Annotated in this window: 17 protein-coding genes and 1 riboswitch; of the genes, 9 read left to right on the top strand and 8 right to left on the bottom strand. The window is 65.4% G+C overall.

The window, feature by feature from the left end; genetic code table 11:
• The first annotated feature begins 35 nt into the window (after nucleotides 1–35).
• The 5 genes from H9529_RS00980 (at nucleotide 36) to H9529_RS00960 (ending at nucleotide 5,541) form a co-directional block, all read left to right on the top strand.
• Nucleotides 36–1,295, top strand: coding sequence for an ABC transporter substrate-binding protein (locus H9529_RS00980; protein ID WP_092885696.1), 1,260 nt, complete (start codon nucleotides 36–38; stop codon nucleotides 1,293–1,295).
• A 232-nt stretch (nucleotides 1,296–1,527) separates the two neighbouring features.
• On the top strand, nucleotides 1,528–2,370 hold the full coding sequence (locus tag H9529_RS00975; protein ID WP_092885694.1) for a carbohydrate ABC transporter permease: 843 nt from the start codon (nucleotides 1,528–1,530) through the stop codon (nucleotides 2,368–2,370).
• Complete coding sequence (locus tag H9529_RS00970; protein WP_092885692.1) at nucleotides 2,367–3,242, top strand: carbohydrate ABC transporter permease; 876 nt, start codon at nucleotides 2,367–2,369, stop codon at nucleotides 3,240–3,242. Before H9529_RS00975 ends, H9529_RS00970 begins: the two co-directional genes overlap by 4 nt.
• 11 nt (nucleotides 3,243–3,253) lie before the next feature.
• Nucleotides 3,254–4,291: an ABC transporter ATP-binding protein gene (locus tag H9529_RS00965; RefSeq protein WP_092885690.1), complete on the top strand. Its 1,038-nt coding sequence runs from the start codon at nucleotides 3,254–3,256 to the stop codon at nucleotides 4,289–4,291.
• Nucleotides 4,288–5,541, top strand: a complete 1,254-nt coding sequence (locus H9529_RS00960; protein WP_092885688.1) for an MGH1-like glycoside hydrolase domain-containing protein — start codon at nucleotides 4,288–4,290, stop codon at nucleotides 5,539–5,541. The genes H9529_RS00965 and H9529_RS00960 overlap by 4 nt, the downstream gene beginning before the upstream one ends.
• A 3-nt stretch (nucleotides 5,542–5,544) precedes the next feature.
• On the opposite strand, the gene H9529_RS00955 is transcribed toward H9529_RS00960, so the two are convergent.
• Nucleotides 5,545–5,925 (bottom strand): winged helix-turn-helix transcriptional regulator, encoded by a 381-nt coding sequence (locus tag H9529_RS00955; RefSeq protein ID WP_092886255.1) that lies wholly within the window; start codon nucleotides 5,923–5,925, stop codon nucleotides 5,545–5,547.
• Between the two features lie 167 nt (nucleotides 5,926–6,092).
• On the opposite strand from H9529_RS00955, the gene H9529_RS00950 reads away from it, so the two are divergent.
• On the top strand, nucleotides 6,093–6,938 hold the full coding sequence (locus H9529_RS00950; RefSeq protein ID WP_092885686.1) for an SDR family oxidoreductase: 846 nt from the start codon (nucleotides 6,093–6,095) through the stop codon (nucleotides 6,936–6,938).
• A gap of 108 nt (nucleotides 6,939–7,046) precedes the next feature.
• Here the strand turns inward: H9529_RS00950 and H9529_RS00945 are convergent, their stop codons facing one another.
• Together H9529_RS00945 and H9529_RS00940 are read right to left on the bottom strand one after the other, a co-directional pair.
• Nucleotides 7,047–7,790: a c-type cytochrome gene (locus tag H9529_RS00945; protein WP_223814252.1), complete on the bottom strand. Its 744-nt coding sequence runs from the start codon at nucleotides 7,788–7,790 to the stop codon at nucleotides 7,047–7,049.
• Nucleotides 7,791–8,175: 385 nt separating this feature from the next.
• Complete coding sequence (locus tag H9529_RS00940) at nucleotides 8,176–9,459, bottom strand: PQQ-dependent sugar dehydrogenase (RefSeq protein ID WP_092885684.1); 1,284 nt, start codon at nucleotides 9,457–9,459, stop codon at nucleotides 8,176–8,178.
• Nucleotides 9,460–10,058: 599 nt separating this feature from the next.
• Between H9529_RS00940 and nikR the strand changes: the two genes are divergently transcribed.
• Nucleotides 10,059–10,529: a nickel-responsive transcriptional regulator NikR gene (gene nikR, locus H9529_RS00935; RefSeq protein ID WP_092886251.1), complete on the top strand. Its 471-nt coding sequence runs from the start codon at nucleotides 10,059–10,061 to the stop codon at nucleotides 10,527–10,529.
• Between the two features lie 43 nt (nucleotides 10,530–10,572).
• Here the strand turns inward: nikR and H9529_RS00930 are convergent, their stop codons facing one another.
• From H9529_RS00930 to H9529_RS00910, 5 genes are all read right to left on the bottom strand, one after another.
• Nucleotides 10,573–11,319 (bottom strand): energy-coupling factor ABC transporter ATP-binding protein, encoded by a 747-nt coding sequence (locus H9529_RS00930; RefSeq protein WP_092885682.1) that lies wholly within the window; start codon nucleotides 11,317–11,319, stop codon nucleotides 10,573–10,575.
• 172 nt (nucleotides 11,320–11,491) lie between these two features.
• Nucleotides 11,492–12,286, bottom strand: coding sequence for an energy-coupling factor transporter transmembrane component T family protein (locus tag H9529_RS00925; RefSeq protein ID WP_223814251.1), 795 nt, complete (start codon nucleotides 12,284–12,286; stop codon nucleotides 11,492–11,494).
• Nucleotides 12,287–12,437: 151 nt separating this feature from the next.
• On the bottom strand, nucleotides 12,438–13,061 hold the full coding sequence (gene cbiM / locus H9529_RS00920; RefSeq protein WP_092886249.1) for a cobalt transporter CbiM: 624 nt from the start codon (nucleotides 13,059–13,061) through the stop codon (nucleotides 12,438–12,440).
• Nucleotides 13,048–13,785 (bottom strand): carboxypeptidase-like regulatory domain-containing protein, encoded by a 738-nt coding sequence (locus tag H9529_RS00915; RefSeq protein WP_092885678.1) that lies wholly within the window; start codon nucleotides 13,783–13,785, stop codon nucleotides 13,048–13,050. The genes cbiM and H9529_RS00915 overlap by 14 nt, the downstream gene beginning before the upstream one ends.
• A 169-nt stretch (nucleotides 13,786–13,954) precedes the next feature.
• Nucleotides 13,955–14,689, bottom strand: a complete 735-nt coding sequence (locus tag H9529_RS00910; RefSeq protein WP_092885676.1) for a hypothetical protein — start codon at nucleotides 14,687–14,689, stop codon at nucleotides 13,955–13,957.
• A 379-nt stretch (nucleotides 14,690–15,068) separates the two neighbouring features.
• A riboswitch (cobalamin riboswitch) is annotated at nucleotides 15,069–15,265 on the top strand.
• A 257-nt stretch (nucleotides 15,266–15,522) separates the two neighbouring features.
• On the opposite strand from H9529_RS00910, the gene H9529_RS00905 reads away from it, so the two are divergent.
• Together H9529_RS00905 and H9529_RS00900 are read left to right on the top strand one after the other, a co-directional pair.
• Nucleotides 15,523–16,314, top strand: coding sequence for an ABC transporter ATP-binding protein (locus H9529_RS00905; protein ID WP_092885674.1), 792 nt, complete (start codon nucleotides 15,523–15,525; stop codon nucleotides 16,312–16,314).
• Nucleotides 16,311–17,276, top strand: a complete 966-nt coding sequence (locus tag H9529_RS00900) for an ABC transporter substrate-binding protein (protein ID WP_092885671.1) — start codon at nucleotides 16,311–16,313, stop codon at nucleotides 17,274–17,276. The genes H9529_RS00905 and H9529_RS00900 overlap by 4 nt, the downstream gene beginning before the upstream one ends.
• Nucleotides 17,277–17,685: the final 409 nt, after the last annotated feature.

Below are 17,685 nucleotides of genomic sequence, written 5' to 3'. Positions count from 1 at the left end.
ACACCACGACCAAAACCTGAACGGGAGGAAAGACAATGAAAACCGGACTGAAAATCACTTTGCTTGCCACTGCAAGCGCTTTAATTTCCACATCGCTCGCTGCTGACACGCTGCTGTGGTCCACGCAGGCCAAACCGATCGAGGAAACGCAGGCGATGCGCGAACAGGTGCTGGCCGGGTTTGACGGCGAAGTCAGCTTTGAGCCCGCCGACGAAGGCCCCTGGCAGACCCGTCTGACTGCGGAACTGACCGCAGGGTCGGGGAGCATCGGTGCGCTCGGCGCGCTGCATGGCGATTTCACCGGCGTCAGCGACGGGCTTTCCGATCTGTCGGCAATCGACGTAAGCAGCGTCGCACCCGGTTTCGTTGAACTGGGAAAGCTGGGCACCGACACGCAGAAATACATCCCCTGGATGCAGGCCACCTATATCATGGCCGCGCACCGTCAGGCGCTGGAATACCTGCCCGAAGGGGCTGACCTGATGGCGCTGAGCTATGATGAACTGGTCGCATGGGCCGCCAACATGCACGAGGCGACCGGCGAGCCGCGCTTTGGCTTTCCCGCCGGGCCGCAGGGGCTGAAGCACCGCTTCTTCCAGGGCTATCTGCTGCCGTCCTTCACCGGGTCGATGGTCACTGAATTCCGGTCGGATGCGGCGGAAGACGCATGGAACAGCTTCCTGGCGCTGTGGGAACATACCAACCCCGCCTCGACCAATTTCAGCTTCATGCAAGAACAGCTGATCGCCGGGGACGCTTGGGTGGTGTTTGACCACACCGCGCGTCTGGCCGATGCGTTCAACCAGCAACCCGATGATTTCGTGGCCTTTCCCGCGCCCGCAGGGCCGGCTGGCCGCGGCTTCATGCCGGTACTTGCCGGTGTCGCTGTGCCGGTAACTGCGCCCGACCCCGAGGAAGCCGCAGCACTGGTGCGCTACCTGCTGGAACCCGAAACCCAGATCGCGACGCTGCGCGCCACCAACTTCTTCCCGGTGATCGACCTGGATCTGCCAGATGACATGCCCGCGTCGGTTCAGGCCGCAGGCCCCGCGATTTCGGCCATGTCGGGCGCGGATGACGCGCTGCCTGCGCTGTTGCCGGTCGGGCTGGGCAGCTTGGGCGGGCAGTTCAATCAGGTCTACAGCGACACGTTCGAACGGATCGTGTTGGCAGGCCAACCGGTCCGCGCGGTGCTGGACGATCAGGCCGAGGCGCTGCGCCGCGTGATCGACGAAGCCGCCGCCCCCTGCTGGGCGCCCGATGCCGCGTCGGACGGTCCCTGCCCCGTCAACTAAGCGTTTCAACTGAGGGGCAACCCCAGGTTCAGACCTGAGAGCCCCCCCCCAAAAAAAGGTGGCCCCGCAGCGCAATGGCATGCGGGGCCATGGCCCCCCTTTGTCGAAAATGGCTGCGGGGCGCGCCTGCCCACCGGTACAGAAGTGTCTGTGGGGCTGCCGCTTCGCGCGTACCCGCCAACACGAATGAAACAGCGCGGGGGCGCCCAGATCCCCGCCGAAAGGAGGCGCGATGCCCCGGGCCTTGCCCTATCTGCTGCTGCTGCCAGCCTCGGCATTTCTGCTGGTGTTTTTCTTCTATCCCTTCGGGCTGGTCGTGGTCGAAAGCATGACCCGCGACGGTGCGTGGACGACGGGGAATTTCACCCGCATGACCGACCACTGGAAATTCGGCCAGGCGGTCTGGAACACGATCTGGCTTACGGCCATCGTGGTGCCGGTGCAGTTGGTCATGGCGCTGACCATGGCTTCGGTCGTGCAGAAGCTGAAGACAGGGCGCTCGGCGCTTCTGTATATCTTCGCCATTCCGCTGGGCATTTCCGATCTGGCCGCCGGGCTGATCTGGCTGGCGATATTCGAGCAATCGGGCTTTCTCAATTCCATCTTGCACAGCTTTGGCATCATCGACCGGCCGCAGCTTTTCCTCGGCTATCAAAGCGTCTGGGTGATCTTTCTGGCCGTCTGTCTGGCCGAGATATGGCGCGCCACGGCGATCATGATGGTGATCCTTGTCGCCGGGCTGGGCCTGATCCCCAAGGAATATAACGAGGCCGCAGAGGTCTTTGGCGCCTCGCGCTGGCAGCGCTTCACCCGCGTCACCCTGCCGATGCTGCGCCCCAGCCTGCAAACCGCACTGATCTTGCGCATCCTGATGGCGTTCGAGGTGTTTGCCGTGGTCGTGGCCCTTGGGGGCACCACCCTGCCCGTGCTGATGGGCGAGACCTTCCAATGGCAGTTCCAGTTGCAAGACCGGGGCGTGGCGGCGGCGTATGCCATGGTCATTCTCGGGCTGTCGGTCGCGTTTTCGCTGATCGTGCTGCGGCTGTTGCATGTCCCGAAAGGAGCCCGGGTATGAGCGATCTCTCCCCCTCTGGCAATGAGCCCACCCAGCCGGTGGTGCATTCCGGCCCCAACCGTCAGGCTGTCCATCGCGCCGGGCGGCTCTTGTTTGGCGCGGGCATTGCGCTGCTGGTCCTGTGGGTGCTGGTGCCGATCTGGTTCCTGTTCGTCAACGCGCTGTCTTCTCCTTCCGAGGTCACAGGCTTTCCCAAACGCTTCTGGCCCAGTTTCGACATGGAATCGGTTGCGTTCTTCTGGAACTTCCAGGGTGTGACCAATGCGCTGTGGAACTCGGTCAAGGTTGCGACACTGACGATGATCCTGTCCATCGGCATGGGGGCACCGGCGGGTTATGCGCTGTCGCGCTTCGACTTTCCGGGCAAGGAATTCTTCCGCGTGCTGGTTATCATGACCCGCGCCTTCCCGTTGCCGCTGCTGGCGCTGCCGCTGGCGGTGATGTTCATCCGCACCGGGCTGGACGACACGGTGCTGGGGCTGGCGCTGGTGCATGCCATGCTGGCATTGCCGTTTGCGGTGTTGATTACCTATTCGCTGTTCTCGGGCATTCCGGCAGAGCTGGAAGAGGCCGCATGGACCCTGGGCTGCACGCGGCTTCAAGCCTTCATCAAGGTAGTGCTGCCGCTGGCCCTGCCCGGGATCGCGGCCAGCGCGGTCTTTGCTTTCGTCATCTCGTGGAACGAGGTTTTCGCCGCGGCGGTCCTGACGATCGAAAACCGCACGCTGACCGCGTTCTTGTTGCAATCGCTCAATGTCTCACCGCTGCCTCTGAAATTTGCGGGCGGCGCGGCGCTGGTTTTGCCAGCTCTGATCTTCATCTTTGCCGTGCGCAAATATCTGTTCGCGATGTGGGGCATCGCCAATCGTTAAGGAGGGCTCTCATGGCCGAAATCGTCATCAAGGGCGTCGCGAAACGCTTTGATACCTTTACTGCGCTGCATTCGGTGGATCTGACGATTGCCGATCAGGAATTCATGGTGCTGCTGGGCGCCTCGGGCTGCGGCAAGACAACGCTCTTGCGCATCATCGCGGGGCTGGAGACACCCAGCGAGGGCGAAGTCTGGATCGGTGGGCGCCGGGTGGACCATCTGCCGCCCCGCCATCGCGGCATCGCCATGGTGTTCCAGAACTACGCGGTCTTTCCGCATCTGACGGTGTTTGAAAACATCGCCTTCGGGCTGCGCATGGCGAAGGTCCCGCAGGCCGAGGTGACGCGCCGCGTGACCCGCACCGCCGAGCTGATGCATATCGAGCAATTGCTGAAACGCTATTCAGGCGAATTGTCGGGCGGGCAGCGGCAGCGGGTCGCCGTGGCGCGCGCGCTGGCGATGGAACCCGATGTGATCTTGATGGATGAGCCGCTGTCAAACCTCGACGCGCTGTTGCGGCTGGAAATGCGTGCCGAATTGAAGGGCGTGCTGGCCGAAAGCAAGACCACGACGATCTATGTTACCCACGACCAGGTCGAGGCAATGTCGCTGGCCGACAAGATCAGCGTGATGAATGGCGGACGCATCGTACAATCCGACCGCCCGACCGAGGTATATCGCAACCCCGCCGCGCGCTTCGTGGGCAGTTTCATCGGCAACCCACCGATGAATTTCCTACCCGCGCAGCCCGATGGCGCGGGCGGCTGGAATGTTGCGGGACAGCGCTTTGACGGCCCCGGCGTGGCGAAAGCCGAATTCGCCATCCGCCCCGAAGACCTGCACCCCGCCGAAACCGGCCTGCGCGCCGAGGTGCGGGTGGTCGAACCCCTTGGCCCGCACACGCTGATTACCGCAGATGTGGCGGGCCAGCCTTTCCGTGCGATTCTGGAAAGCGACCGCCCCACCTCGCCCGGTGAGGTTATCACCCTCGCCCCCACCCCCGACCGTATCCGCTGGTTTGACCCTGAAACACAAAAGGCCATCGCATGACAGACGCGCAGCGCACCGCCGCCATCGACATTCTGAAAATCAACGACCGGGGCAGCTATACCGTGCCGACAAGCGGGCTTTACCCGTTTCAGTGGAACTGGGATTCGTGCCTGACCGCCCTTGGCCAGCGCCATTTCGACGCGCCCCGTGCCCTGACCGAGATTGAGACGCTTTTTGCCCATCAATGGCCCTGTGGGATGGTGCCGCATATCGTGTTTCATCAGTTGGATGACGGGTATTTCCCCGGGCCTGATGTCTGGGACTGCCGCCGCCCCGTGCCCACCAGCGGCATAACCCAACCGCCGGTGGCAGGTTTCGCGCTGCGACGCCTGCTGGACGGTGCGCCCGACCTGCGCGACCGCGCCCGCCCGCTCGTGGCACAGATCACCGCCTGGCACCGCTGGTTCCATGCCACCCGCGACCCTGGCGACACAGGGCTGGTGGCGATCATCCATCCGTGGGAATCGGGGCGCGACAATTCGGTGGATTGGGATATTCCCTTCCAGCGCGTACCCACCGACGGCATTGCGCCCTACACCCGGCGTGACACCCAGCACGCCAACCCCGCACACCGGCCGACGAAAGATCAGTATGACCGCTATATCTGGCTGGTTGAACGCTTCCGCAAGCTGAACTGGCAGACCGACCTGCTGCACGATGCCTCGCCGTTTCAGGTCGTGGACCCCGGGTTCAACGCGATCCTGATCAGATCCTGCCTCGATCTGGCCGACGTGGCCGCAGCGATGGGCGAGGATGATCTGGCCGCGCAGAACCGTACCATGGCCGAGGCCGGGCTGGCCGCCCTTCCCGCCCTGTGGTCGGAGGCACATGGGCAGTATCTGTGCCTGGACCGGGGCACGGGCCAGCTGATCGACAGCCCATCATCAGGCGGGTTGCTGACTGTGTTCGCGCCGATCCCGGCCGATCATGCAGCAACGATTGCCGCGACGATAGACGCGCAGCCCACCCGCTACCGCGTTGCCAGCCACGCGCCCGGCACGCCCGGGTTCGACGCGAAGCGCTACTGGCGCGGGCCGGTCTGGCTGGTGGTGAACTACATGATCGCCGATGGCCTTGCCCGGGCCGGGCAGAAGGAGGCGGCAGATCAGGTCACCGCTTCCAGCCTGGAACTGATCCATCAAAGCGGCTTTGCCGAGTATTACGATCCGCTGGACGGCGAAGGCTTGGGCGGCGGGCAATTCACCTGGACCGCCGCCATGGTGTTGGAATTTCTGGCCGGCGAGCGCTGAGGCCTAGTCAAGGGCACGCGCGGTCTGAACCGGGGCGGCGGCGTCTGCCGCCCCGGCCTGAAGGATACGATCCAGATTACCCTCGATACACTCGGCCAGCGCACGCACTTTCTGCGCCACCTCCTGCCCCATCGGGGTCAGGTCATAATCCACATGCGGCGGGACCACCTGATGCGCGGTGCGACGGATGAAACCGTCAGCTTCCAGCACACGCACTGTCTGGGTCAACATGCGTTCCGACACCCCACCGATGCGGCGGCGCAGCGCGCTGAAGCGAAGCGTGCCGTCCTGCAACGCGATCAGCACCAGAACGCCCCAGCGGCTGGTCACATGGCTCAGCACTGCGCGGGAGGGGCATTTCTCACTCAGCACATCGGGGGTCATATCGTTGCCATTGCAGGGCAGCACGTCGGAGGCTTCACGCCCGCCAGTATCCCCGGCACCCAAATCATCAGGCATCCTTTATCCCATACTTACAAAAATGTTGGTACTTCTTTTTCGTAAGTAAGCTGTTATCTGCCCTCCTGTCAACAAAACGACAGGAGCATGCCATGACCATCGCCATCACCGGCGCCAGCGGCAAGTTGGGCCGCCTTGCCATCAACCATCTCAAAACCCTGACCGACCCGGCGGGCATCGTCGCCCTCGCCCGCGATCCGGCGAAGATCGCCGACCTGAGCGTGAGCGCCCGGGCGTTCGATTATACCCGCCCCGATACGATGACCGCCGCGCTGGCCGGCGTGCGGACGCTGGCGCTGATTTCATCAAGTGATTTCAACGACCGTGTGGGCCAGCACCGCAATGTGATCGAGGCCGCGAAAGCTGCGGGGGTGACGCGCATCCTCTATACCTCGATCCTGAAGGCTGACCGCTCGCCCATGCTGATCGCACACGATCACCGCGACACAGAAGCGCTGATCGCCGCATCCGGGCTGAATGCCACCATCATGCGCAATGGCTGGTACACCGAAAACTGGACCGCCACGCTGGACGGTGCGCTAGAGGCCGGTGCGCTGATCGGGGCGGCGGGCGACGCGCGCTTCAGCCCCGCCACGCGGCGCGACTATGCCGAGGCGCTGGCCATCGCCACTGCCGACGCCACCCACACGGGTCAGACCTATGAGTTAGGCGGGAATGAGGGATTCACCTTGGCCGAGCTCGCCGCCGAAGTTTCGCGCCAAACGGGCCGCGACCTGCCCTACAACAACCTGCCCGGTGATGTGTATCAGGGTATTCTGGAAGGCTTCGGCCTGCCCGCAGGCTTTGCGCAAGTGTTGGTCGATGTGGATCTGAAGGCGCATGAAGGCTGGTTGGAAGATGACAGCAAAACCCTGTCGCGCCTGCTCGGTCGCCCGACAACCGGGCTGAAGGCAGCCGTCGCAGCAGCGCTGCAGTAACCTGCGACGCGCTGCCGGGCGGCATACCGCCGCCCATCCTGCCCCCCGTCATGACGAAAACGCCGCCGGGAGCACCGGCGGCGTGATCTTGGGGCCAGTCACCCGGCCTCAGTTCAGTTCGGTCGAGATGTACGCCGCCAAATTGGCGATATCGGTATCCGAAAGACGCCGCGCGACGCCATACATCAGGCCTGAGTTCGGACCCACACGCTCTCCCGCGCGGTAGGTTTCCAGACGGTCGGTGACGAAGGCGGCATCCTTGCCGATTAGCGACGGAAAGCTGGAAGTGCCCGCCCCGTCACGCCCGTGACACTGGGCACAGTTGCGGGCGAACATCTGGCCGCCAGCACTGGCATCGCCGGAAGCGCCCTGCGATGCGGTGGCGCCCTCGGGCGCAGCCGTGTCCTGCGGCGCTGCATCAACATCGGGTGCCACCAACTGCCAGTCGCCCCCGAACGAGGTGATTTTCTGGCCTTGCGGCGCGTCCGTCCCGGCATCACCCACGAAATAGTGCAGCGGCCAGCCATTGTAGGTCACCGTCTGCGGCGCATCGCCGTCACGGGTGGTCAGCAGGTCAGCATCGACCCCGTCGCCCGCCGTTACCGGGGTGTCAGACGCCCCGGTGGCCACCTGGGGCCAGACCTGAAGGCAGTCTTCACTGGTGCAGGTGGCCCGCGCCGCAGTGTCGTCAGCCTGCGTATCGGGGGCAAGGCGGTAGACCGGGCGGCCGTCTGACCCGGTGAGGTAGGGGCCAAGCGTATCGCTCTGCGCCACGCCGACGGCCAACGTATCCTGCGCCACGGCAGGGGTTGCCAGCGCAAGCGCCATGAGGGTGCCGGTAATCAATTTCATTTTAAACTTCCTTTGTCGGTTTTGGTCGGCAGCCACGCTGGTCAGCCAAGTGGCCTTGTGTCCATCGTTGCCACCTGCGTGCCGCCGCCCGGGTGGTGTGGTTTGTTCCGGCTGCCACGCCGGCTGACCTAATGAAAGGTGGCCCTTGCCGGGCCCGCCGGACGGGTGACGCGGCCAAAGGTTGGCCTTTGACCGCTGACGCAACGTCGCACAAATGCCCCGCCCCGGCATCCGGAGCGGCAAGCGCACCCATTCGTGGTTGCGGGGCATCTGGGGTGGCCCCAAAACATGCGCCTGACCGGGCAGGCATGGCCCCCGGTCAGACGAGAGCATCGCGGCGAAAGCTACAGCCGCGCTGCCAGCAGGCAACGCGGCTGGCGCCAGATCACTCGGGCGTGATGCGGTAGATCGTGCCCTCGTCGATCGCGGCATACAGGCTGCCATCGGGGGCCTGAACCAGCGACCGGAAGCGGCCTGCTTCCATCGGCAGCGACATCTCGGTCACGTCATTCACCGACAGGCCATCGTCAGCAATGTCGATCACGTCGATCCGCTGACCAACGGGCGTGCCGCCAAAGCCGATGCCCATAAAGCCTGCGACCAGATGGCCTTCCCAAGCGCCCCATTGATCGCCGGTCAGGAACTCCACCGAGGTCATGCCTTGCGACAGGGCGTTGTTGTCCCAAGCAGGGGGCATCGCATCGGGATAGGTTTCCAGATCCGTCATCGGCATGTATTGGCGCCGCTCTTCGGGGTCCATGCCCTCCATCTGCTGCGGCTCATACCCGCAATAGCCATCGGGGCAATCACTGCGCCCGGCCGTGTTGGGCCGGGGATCCCAGCCAGCATTGGCGCCCGCTTCCAGCGCCGTAATCTCATCCGAGTGCCAAGGCCCGTGTTCCGCCGTGATCGGCTGGCCGGTTTCGGGGTGGAAAGTGAGGCCCTGCACGTTGCGATGACCGTAGGTGAAGATGCGCGGGTCAAAACCTTCGGGCGGGTTGTTGCCTTCAGCCGCTTCGCCATCAGTGGCAATGCGCAGCACCTTGCCACCCAGCATCGTAGGGCTTTGCGGAACCTCGGCATTGTGGTTATCGCCGGTGGTCACATAGAGGTATTCACCTTCTGGCCCAAAGCGCAGCCGCCCACCGTTATGCGCGCCGGGGCCGCCAAAGGGCTGGTCGGTCGCTTCGGGTTTGTAGGGAATATCCGTGACAATATCGGTGCGGCCACTGGCTTCGGTGAAACCTTCATTCACCGTGAGCTTCATCACCCGGTTCGTGCCCGGCGCGGTCATGTCCGAGGCCGAGTAGACATAGATCTGACGGTTCTGGGCAAAATTGGGGTCGATGGCCACGCCATTCATCCCGGCCTGCCCTTCACAGAAAAGATCTTCTTGGTTGGCGGGGTAGCCCTCGGCACCGCCCACGCCGACCAGCGGGTTCACGTCGCCCCCGGGCATCATGACCGACAGGCCTTCGCATTTCTCAGTGAAAAACATCGTGCCGTCGGGCAGAAAGGCCATATCCCAAGGGTCTTGCAGCCCGGTCAGGACGGTGGTCGAACTCAGCTCCGGCGCGTGATTGTCTGCCGCCGCCATGATGGGCGCGACACCTGCGACAGCCGTTGCGAGGGCCAGTCCAGCGGGCAGTTTGAAAGAGATATTCGTCATTGAAGTTCCTTCCCTCCATTCGTTGCAGTGGTTCCGGTCAGACCGAAGGGGCCGACCTGAACTTCCTCAACCCATGCGTCGGGCAGTAGGACTGACATATGAACGCATCATAGAGTGTCAATGCGTGCCACCGCTGCGCAAAAATCGCGCCACGTCTTACGGCGACTTAACAGTACAACGTACACCTGAGCAGGCTGGTTCCATTGTAAATGCTGGGATTTTCAGGACAGACGCCCGACCGCGACGATGATGGAAGGGGCGAGCGCCATGGATGGGCCACCGCGAGGTGGCGCACGGTCACAGACCGTGCTTCATGAAATCGCGCGGGAACGCCCGCCTGCGACAAGAGCCAGCGACACAGGTGGAAGGCCAGTTTTGCCGGACGTCTGCACGGGCGCCTATCCCTGCCGCCGTTCCTCAGGCAAAACGGTACGCAGATGCGCCCAAAGCTAGGGCCCAAAACCGACGCGCCAGAAGTAGCCTGCACCATCATCACCGCCCCCTGCGAGGGCATGCACCGCTGGCAATTTGCGAAAAAACCTGTCCCCCGGCTGCGGAAAAGCGGTATCAAAAGGGCAATCAAGCGAAAGGGATGGCCGATGCAACGTGTAACCGTGACCCTACCCGACGGCCTGTGTGCAGAATTGGACCGGCTGGTCGGCGCGGGCCGCTATGACAACCGTTCGGAAGCTGTGCGCGACCTGATGCGCGCCGCCCTGCGCAGCACCGCGCCGCGCGAGGATACGGGCGAGGCCATGGGTGTGCTGAGCTATGTCTACGACCACCACACCCGCGATCTGGCCAGCCGCCTTATGCACCACCACCACGACCACCATGCCCTCAGCGTGACAACCAGCCATGTTCATCTGGACCACGACACCTGCCTGGAGACCGCGATTCTGCGCGGCCCGGTCGGCGCGTTGCAGGCTTATGCCGATGGTGTACTGGGCCAGCGCGGGGTGATGCATGGCAACCTGTTCCTGATCCCGGTCGAAAGTCATGCCCATACCCACGACCACGGACAGGGTTCCGCCGCGCATGAACATCTGCACGTCCGCGACAGCTTCTGAGACCCCGCGAGGCCAAGGGCAGCGCCGCGCGGCCCCGGCGCAATCAGGGTGCGTGATGACGCTCAGACGGCGGATGCGGCGTCAGGGAATGTGGCACTTCCTGCCCGTGCGCTGCCATCAGGGCAGCGTCGCCCAGCACCGCACGCGCCGGGCCGTCGGCGCAGATCCGGCCCCGATCGATCACGATGATGCGGGGACACAGTTCCAGCAACATCTCCAGATCATGACTGGCGATCAGCATCGCCTGCTCCATCCCCGCCAGAAGCGCGATCAGTCGACGGCGGTTGCGCAGGTCCAGTGCGGCTGACGGCTCATCAAGCAGCAAGAGCGCCGGCGCCATCACCAGTGCACCGGCCAGACAGGCGCGCCGCTTTTCGCCGCCCGAAAGCTGGTGCACGGGCCGGTTCTCCAGCCCCTCCAACCCGCAATCGGCGATGGCGCGCGCCACCCGCGCATCGGCCTCTGGGGCAGGCAGGCCCAGATTGCGCGCGCCAAAGGCCACATCCTCGGCCAGTGTCGGGCAAAACAGTTGGTCTTCGGCCTGCTGGAACACCAGCGCGACCTCAGGCAGGAACGCGCCCGGGCGCAGGGGCTCGCCGCGCAGCCGCACTGTGCCCGCCAGTGGCGGCAGGACGCCCGCAATGGTGTGAAACAGGCTGCTCTTGCCCGCGCCATTCGGCCCGACGATGCCGACCCGCGCGCCGGGTGCCACGTGCAGGTTCAGCCCAGTCAGCACCGCGGAGGCATGGGGCCAACCAACCGAGAGGGAGTCGAGATCCAGAAGGCTCATAGACAGGGGTCCGGGTTTAGAGGGGCCAGCACGACCGACTGTAGCGACCGATCGGCTGCAATGGTACTGTGGCGTCGGCGCGTGGCGCCGACTGCCGCGCGCAGGTTCGGCCTGGCCAGCACCGCGGGTGCATACGGCCAAGCAACCGACAGGGTATCGCGGTACCGCGCGCTCACAGGCTGCGATCCAGCGCGACAAGGGCAACCGCCACCGCGCCCGCCCCCAGCATGGCCGCCCAATCGCGTGGACCCAGCGGCGTCGCACGCGCCGCCAGACCCGCACCGTAGCCCCGCAGCCGCATCGCGGCCCAGAGCGCTTCGGACCGGGCCTGCGCACGGATCAGCCCCGTGGCCAGCAACAGAGCATGATCGGGCAGCGCCCGCCAGCCCCGGACCCCACCGCGCAGCCGCCGCGCCAGCCTTGCCCGAGCCAACTGGGCCGACACCTCATCGAGGTAGCGCAGGGTCAGAAGGGCCAGATCGGCCATCAGCGGCGGCAGCCCCAGCCCGCGCAACCCCGCCACCAGCTGGAACACCGGCAGAGTCGACAGCAGCCCAAGGGTCAGCGCCACGATTGCCAGCAGCCGCCCGCCGATCAACGCGCCCGCCTGCGCGCCTTCCAGGTAAAGTGTCAGGGGACCCAACTGCGCGAGGGGCGTGTGCCCCGCGACCAGCGGCAGAACCATCAGGAACGCGAGCGCCAGTGCGAAGGCCCCGCGCATCCGCGCCATGATATGCCGTAGCTGCCCCGAGGCGAGGAGCCCCCCAGCCGCAATCGCCGCAATCAGCGGCATGACCGTCAGCCCCTCCACTGATGCGATACCGAAAGCCAGCACGACCACCACTACCAGCCGCGCGCGCGCTGAAACGCGGGGGACGAGGGGCCGGGCGGCGGGAGTTGATGACACAGAGGACGGTGTCAGGTCGGCACAGGATACGGGGCCAGTGATACGGGGATCAGCATCCATTGGACCAGCGTTTGTGGGGTCAACCTCTCGCGGATCATCGTCCGGCGGGCAAAGGTCGGCGGGTCTGTCGGCGGGAAAGCAGGCGCGCAAGATCCCGCCCTGCCCCTTGCACCCGGCGGGAGAGATGCCTTTGGCGGGGCTGTCCCACGCGTCAGCCATGGGGGGCCAGCCCGGGGGCGACGCGGCGCAGGACCCGCACGAGGGCCAGCACGATAACCCCCTCGACCAGTATGAGCGGCAGATGTGCCAGCGCCAGCGCGCGCAGGGCCAGCCGCTCGGCCCCCGCGTCCAGCGTGGCGGGCAGCCCCGCCAGCACCAGCGTGGCGAACAGCGCCAGCGCCAGCGCCACGGCGCCGCCGCCCGCCATCAGCGCGGCCAAATCTGGCCGCCGCCGCCCAGCCAGATGCCAGATACCAAAGGCCAGCAAGGCCGGTAGGCCGAAGATCAGCCCGTTCAGGCCCAGCGTCGTTACCCCACCATGGCCAAACAGCACCGCCTGCAAGAACAGACCGACCATAATGGCAGGGACCGCGAACCAGCCCAGACTCACGCCCATCATCCCCACCAGCAGCAGGTGGACCGACGCGGGCGGCACCGGGATCGCCACCAGCGAGCCCGCAAAGAACACCGTGGTCAGCATCGCCGCGCGGGGCACGGCTGCGCGCGGATCAGGCAGCCGCCGGATGCGCGACAACGCAAAGGCAGTCAGAAGGCCGGTGGCGGCATAGCCCGCCAGCGCGAGACCGACCGGAACGATGCCATCAGGCAGATGCATCCGGCCCACCCCCATGCAGTGTGCGGCCGGGGGCCGCGCCATGCAGCGCCCTGCTGCGAAGGAACAGCACGGTTCCCAGCGCCCCCCAGGCGACCAGCAAGATCATGACGCCGCGTTGGAGCCAGCCACCAGAGGGGTTGGCCGTGATGATGACCGAGGCTGCGCCGTCCGCGTCGAAAAGACCCGACCCGCCCTGAGTTGCTATCGGCTGAGTTGTGGCGGCCTGGGTTGTAGTGGGCTGCCATGCTGCGGATTGACCTGCCCCCAAAATGCCCGCCCCCGTCTGATCCCACATCACGTTGCCAGAGCCTGAATGCGCCTCCACGGCTTCATCAGAGCCCGCGTCGATCAGAGCCACCGCGTCCGACCTTGCAGCATCTGCCCCTACCTCGCGCGCAATCGAGTCACCTGCCCCAACGCTCACCGGCACCGCATCACCTCGCCCCCCGTCACCCAACTCAGACCCACCTGCCGTCGTCTCGATATACACCATCGCGCCATGTCCAGCTTGGCGGACCTGCACCGACCAGCGCCCGGGCAGGGCATCGGGGATGAACTGGAACCGGCCTGCATCGTCCGTTTGCCCCCGTGCCCACACATCCCCCGGCGCATCGGGCGCGTAGATGATGACCTGAGCGCCCGCCATCGGCCCGCCGGTGTCATAGCGTGCCTGAAGGTGGATCGTGGGAACGACCTCGGCCTCGATATGCGCGGCATGGGGCATCGCAGGGGTGGCCGTCCCAAACGCGACAAGGCATAGGCCTGCGCGCCAAGACACAGCCCAAGACGCCCGCGCGGCACACTTCCTGGCGCGGCGACCCCGGGTGGGGCTTCCGGTTCCGCCAACGGTTGGCCCAACGCCCGGACCACCTGCCGGACGCGGAGCCTGCGGTTTACTCTGCGCTGACATGGCAATGGCCTTCGCCAACATGGCCCAGATGCAGGCCGGCCAGCGTGAATTCCTGCACCCCGCCGCCTGCGAAGGGATCAAATCCCCGCGCAGCAATGTTCATGGGATCGGCGGCGCCCCGGTCGCCCCGGCCGAACAGATGGTCCAGATGCAGCGTGATCTCCAGATCGGCGCCGGAATCGTCATCGACAAACCCCTTGCGCGCGTCGCCCAGGTATTCGCCGCAGGCATGCAACACTCGGTCAGCGCTGCGCAGGGTGAACGGAACCTCAGTGCCACCTTTGCGCGCGACACCTTCCAGCAGCAGCGAGAAGCCTGCCGCCGGGCCGTCCATCGCGGGCGTCAGCGCCCAGGACAGCGCGTTGTAATGGCCCGGCTCAGCGGGGGCGGTGGCCAGCGCCACGCGGTTGTCGGCATCGGTCAGATCGACGGTGAATCGGCCCGCCACCAGTAGCGCCGCGCCGGTGATCTCTGGCCCATCGGCCATGAAGGGCGCATCCGTCTGCCATGCGGTGATCTGACCGAAGGTCGCCAGGATGCGCGTGAAGGACAGGGTCCAGCCGTCGCGGGTGGTTTGCGGCGCGGTAAAGCCTTGCGTCGCCAATTCCTCGCCATTGGCGAAGACTGTCAAAGTGCTTGCGCCAAGCGCACCGGGCGCAGCAAGGGCGCCGGCGACGGTAAAGGCCAGGGGCGCAAGGGACCAGCGGGCGGTTTTCATGGGACACTCCATTGGGGCAGTCGAGACGACGAAAGGACAGTCAGGATCGGCAGTCGCACATACAGCGGGCTGTGGGGCATCGCAGCATCATCCCGGCACAATGACCCAAAGTATGAGAAATTTTAAAATTCGTCATACACCTCGACGCACGCCTGTCAAGAACACGCCCAAAGGCCGCGCGCCCGCCAATCCGGACGAAAAACCGCTGTTTTTGCAGCACTTTAGGCCCACGAAGCGCCTCCTACAGGGCCGACGGTGCGTCAAGGCACAGATCATTCCATCGGCAATTGTCCAAAAAATCGGCAAATCACCTCGACAACCGACCCTTGAGCGCAGCACGCCGACCCGCTGCCGGATATTGACAAGCCGCAGGCCGCTCTGTACGCCCAAATCTGATGGTGCCCGGTGAAAGCCGGGAGAATAGGGAAACCGGTGCGGGGCCAAACCCCAATTCCGGTGCTGCCCCCGCAACTGTAAGCGGCATGACCTCCGGTAGCCACTGGGCCTGACAGCCCGGGAAGGCGGAGGAAAATGACAGCCGCGAGCCAGGAGACCTGCCATCACTTGTGCAACTTGAAACCGGGCGGGGTGCCCCGGAGGAGGAAGTCATGGCTGAGACCTACGCCTGCGTGCGGGCTGTACAGATCGCATGCGACCTTTCCGCAGGGATAGGTGGCAGTGATGCAGCACGCGCCTGATCCCCGCATCCGCCTGACCTGTCCGCTGGAGAGAACCTGCAGCGTCCCGACGCCGCATGCCATCAGGGCTGCGGCCGTACAACTGGCAGGCCTCTTTCCCGCGTCCCGGCTGACCCTGCTGACGGAGACCGCGCCATGAACTGCCCCGATCCGGCCCCCGCCGCGCTGGAACTTGACCGCGTAGCTTGGGGCAGCGGCATCCTGCATCCCGTTAGCTTGACGCTAAACCCCGGCCGGGTGCTGGGCGTGCTGGGCGCGAATGGCGCGGGCAAATCAACGCTGCTGCGGCTGATCTACCGCTTCAACCAACCCCAATCCGGGCGCGTGCTTGTGGATGGTGCCGATATTCACCGCCTGCCCGCGCGCCGCGTCGCCCAGCGGGTCGCAGCGGTGCTGCAAGAACAACCCACCGATTTCGCGCTCAGCGTGGCCGAGATCGTGGCCCTTGGCCGCGCGCCGCACCGGCGCAGCTTTGCCGGGCCTTCGGCCCATGACGCGCATCTGGTGGACCACGCGCTGGACCGGCTGGGACTGCACGACTTTGCCGACCGCCCGTTCGGAACGTTGTCGGGCGGCGAACGGCAACGCGTCATGGTCGGACGTGCGCTGGCGCAACAGCCCGGACTGATCGTGCTGGATGAACCAACGAACCATCTGGACATCCGCCACCAGCTGGAGGTGCTGCGACTGGTACGCGGGCTGGGCGCGACGGTCGTGGCCTCGCTGCACGACCTAAACCTGGTGCAGGGCTTTGCCGATGACCTGCTGGTGCTGGCAGGCGGCAAGGCGCTGGCCTTCGGCCCGGTGGCCGAGGTGCTCACCCCCGATCTGGTCGCACGCGCTTTCGGGGTGCGGGCCATGCCGCGCGGCCATAGCCGTTTCGACTTCTCGCTCTTTGATGACATGCAACAGGAGACCCACGCATGACCCCCCCAACCCTTCCGCGTGCGCGTCCGATCGCCCTTCCCTTCGTGCTTTCGACGCTGGCCTGCGCCACCCCTGCACTCGCCTATCCCGTCACGGTGCAAAGCTGCGACCGCGAGGTGACGTTTGACGCGGCCCCCGCCCGCGCGGTATCGCACGATGTGAACCTGACCGAGATGATGCTGGTGCTGGGACTGACCGACCGCATGGTGGGCTATACCGGCATATCGGGCTGGAAGACGCTGGACGAAGAAATGCGCGCGGGCGTGGCGGAATTGCCGGAGCTCGCGGCGCGCTACCCGTCGCGCGAGGTGCTGGTGGGCGCGGATGCCGACTTCTGGTTCGCCGGCTGGAACTACGGGATGCGCGTTGGGGGCGAGGTGACGCCCGACACCCTCGCGCCTTATGGTATCGCAGTGTATGAGCTGACCGAAAGCTGCAGCCACATCATGGACCGCGACCAGGCTGCCGTGGACGACCTGTTCACCGACATCCGCAATCTGGCCACGATCTTTGACGTGCCCGACCGGGCCGAGACACTGATCGACGGCTGGCAGGCGGAACTGGCAGCGGTGGCAGCAACCATCCCCGATGGCGACCCGCTGCGCGTCTTCGTCTATGACAGCGGCGAGGATACGCCCTTCACCGCCGGGCGCTTTGCCATGCCCACCGCGATGATCGAGGCCGCGGGCGGGCGCAACATCATGGACGACGTGCAAAGCAGTTGGACCCGCGTGGCATGGGAACCTGTGGTGGAACGCGATCCCGAGGTCATCATCATCGTCAACTACGGCGAGGTGACGGCGGACGAAAAGATCGCCTTCCTGCGCAGCAACCCCGCCTTCGCCCATATCGACGCAGTGGTGAACGACCGTTTCGTGGTCCTGGAATATGTCGAGGCGACGCCCGGCCCGCGCAACATCCGCGGCATCCGCACGCTGGCACGCGCCTTCCACGGGCAGTGATGTGAAGGTCGCCCCAAAATCCGGTACTGACGGACGCCAAGGTGATGGCCCTTTGTCTGACGGCGCACAGGACGCCAGCGGCGGCGCCGAGCATCGCTCAGTGCTGCCCCAGGCCGAAGTGACGGGACGAGACGCGCTGCGGCAAGCAAGGGCGAAAGCGGACAGCGCCCTTTCAGCACGAGCCGGGGCGGATGGATCCGTCGAAAGCGTCCTTGCGACGGGTGGCATCAAAGCAGAAGGCCGAGAGGAAGACGGGCACTGGCACGACGGCGCATGGCACGACGGCGCGTGGCACGACGGCGCGTGGCACGACGGCGGGTACCCAGAGAAACTGCACCAAAGCCATGGGCACGAAGGTGACGGGCACCAAAGCGGCGGGCACTACGCCGACCGGGAAGTACCGCGCACG

The sequence above is a fragment of the Roseicitreum antarcticum genome (genome assembly GCF_014681765.1).
Lineage (GTDB): Bacteria > Pseudomonadota > Alphaproteobacteria > Rhodobacterales > Rhodobacteraceae > Roseicitreum > Roseicitreum antarcticum.
The sequence above is the reverse complement of the archived record's forward strand: the minus strand, read 5'-3'. Positions and strand labels throughout refer to the sequence as shown.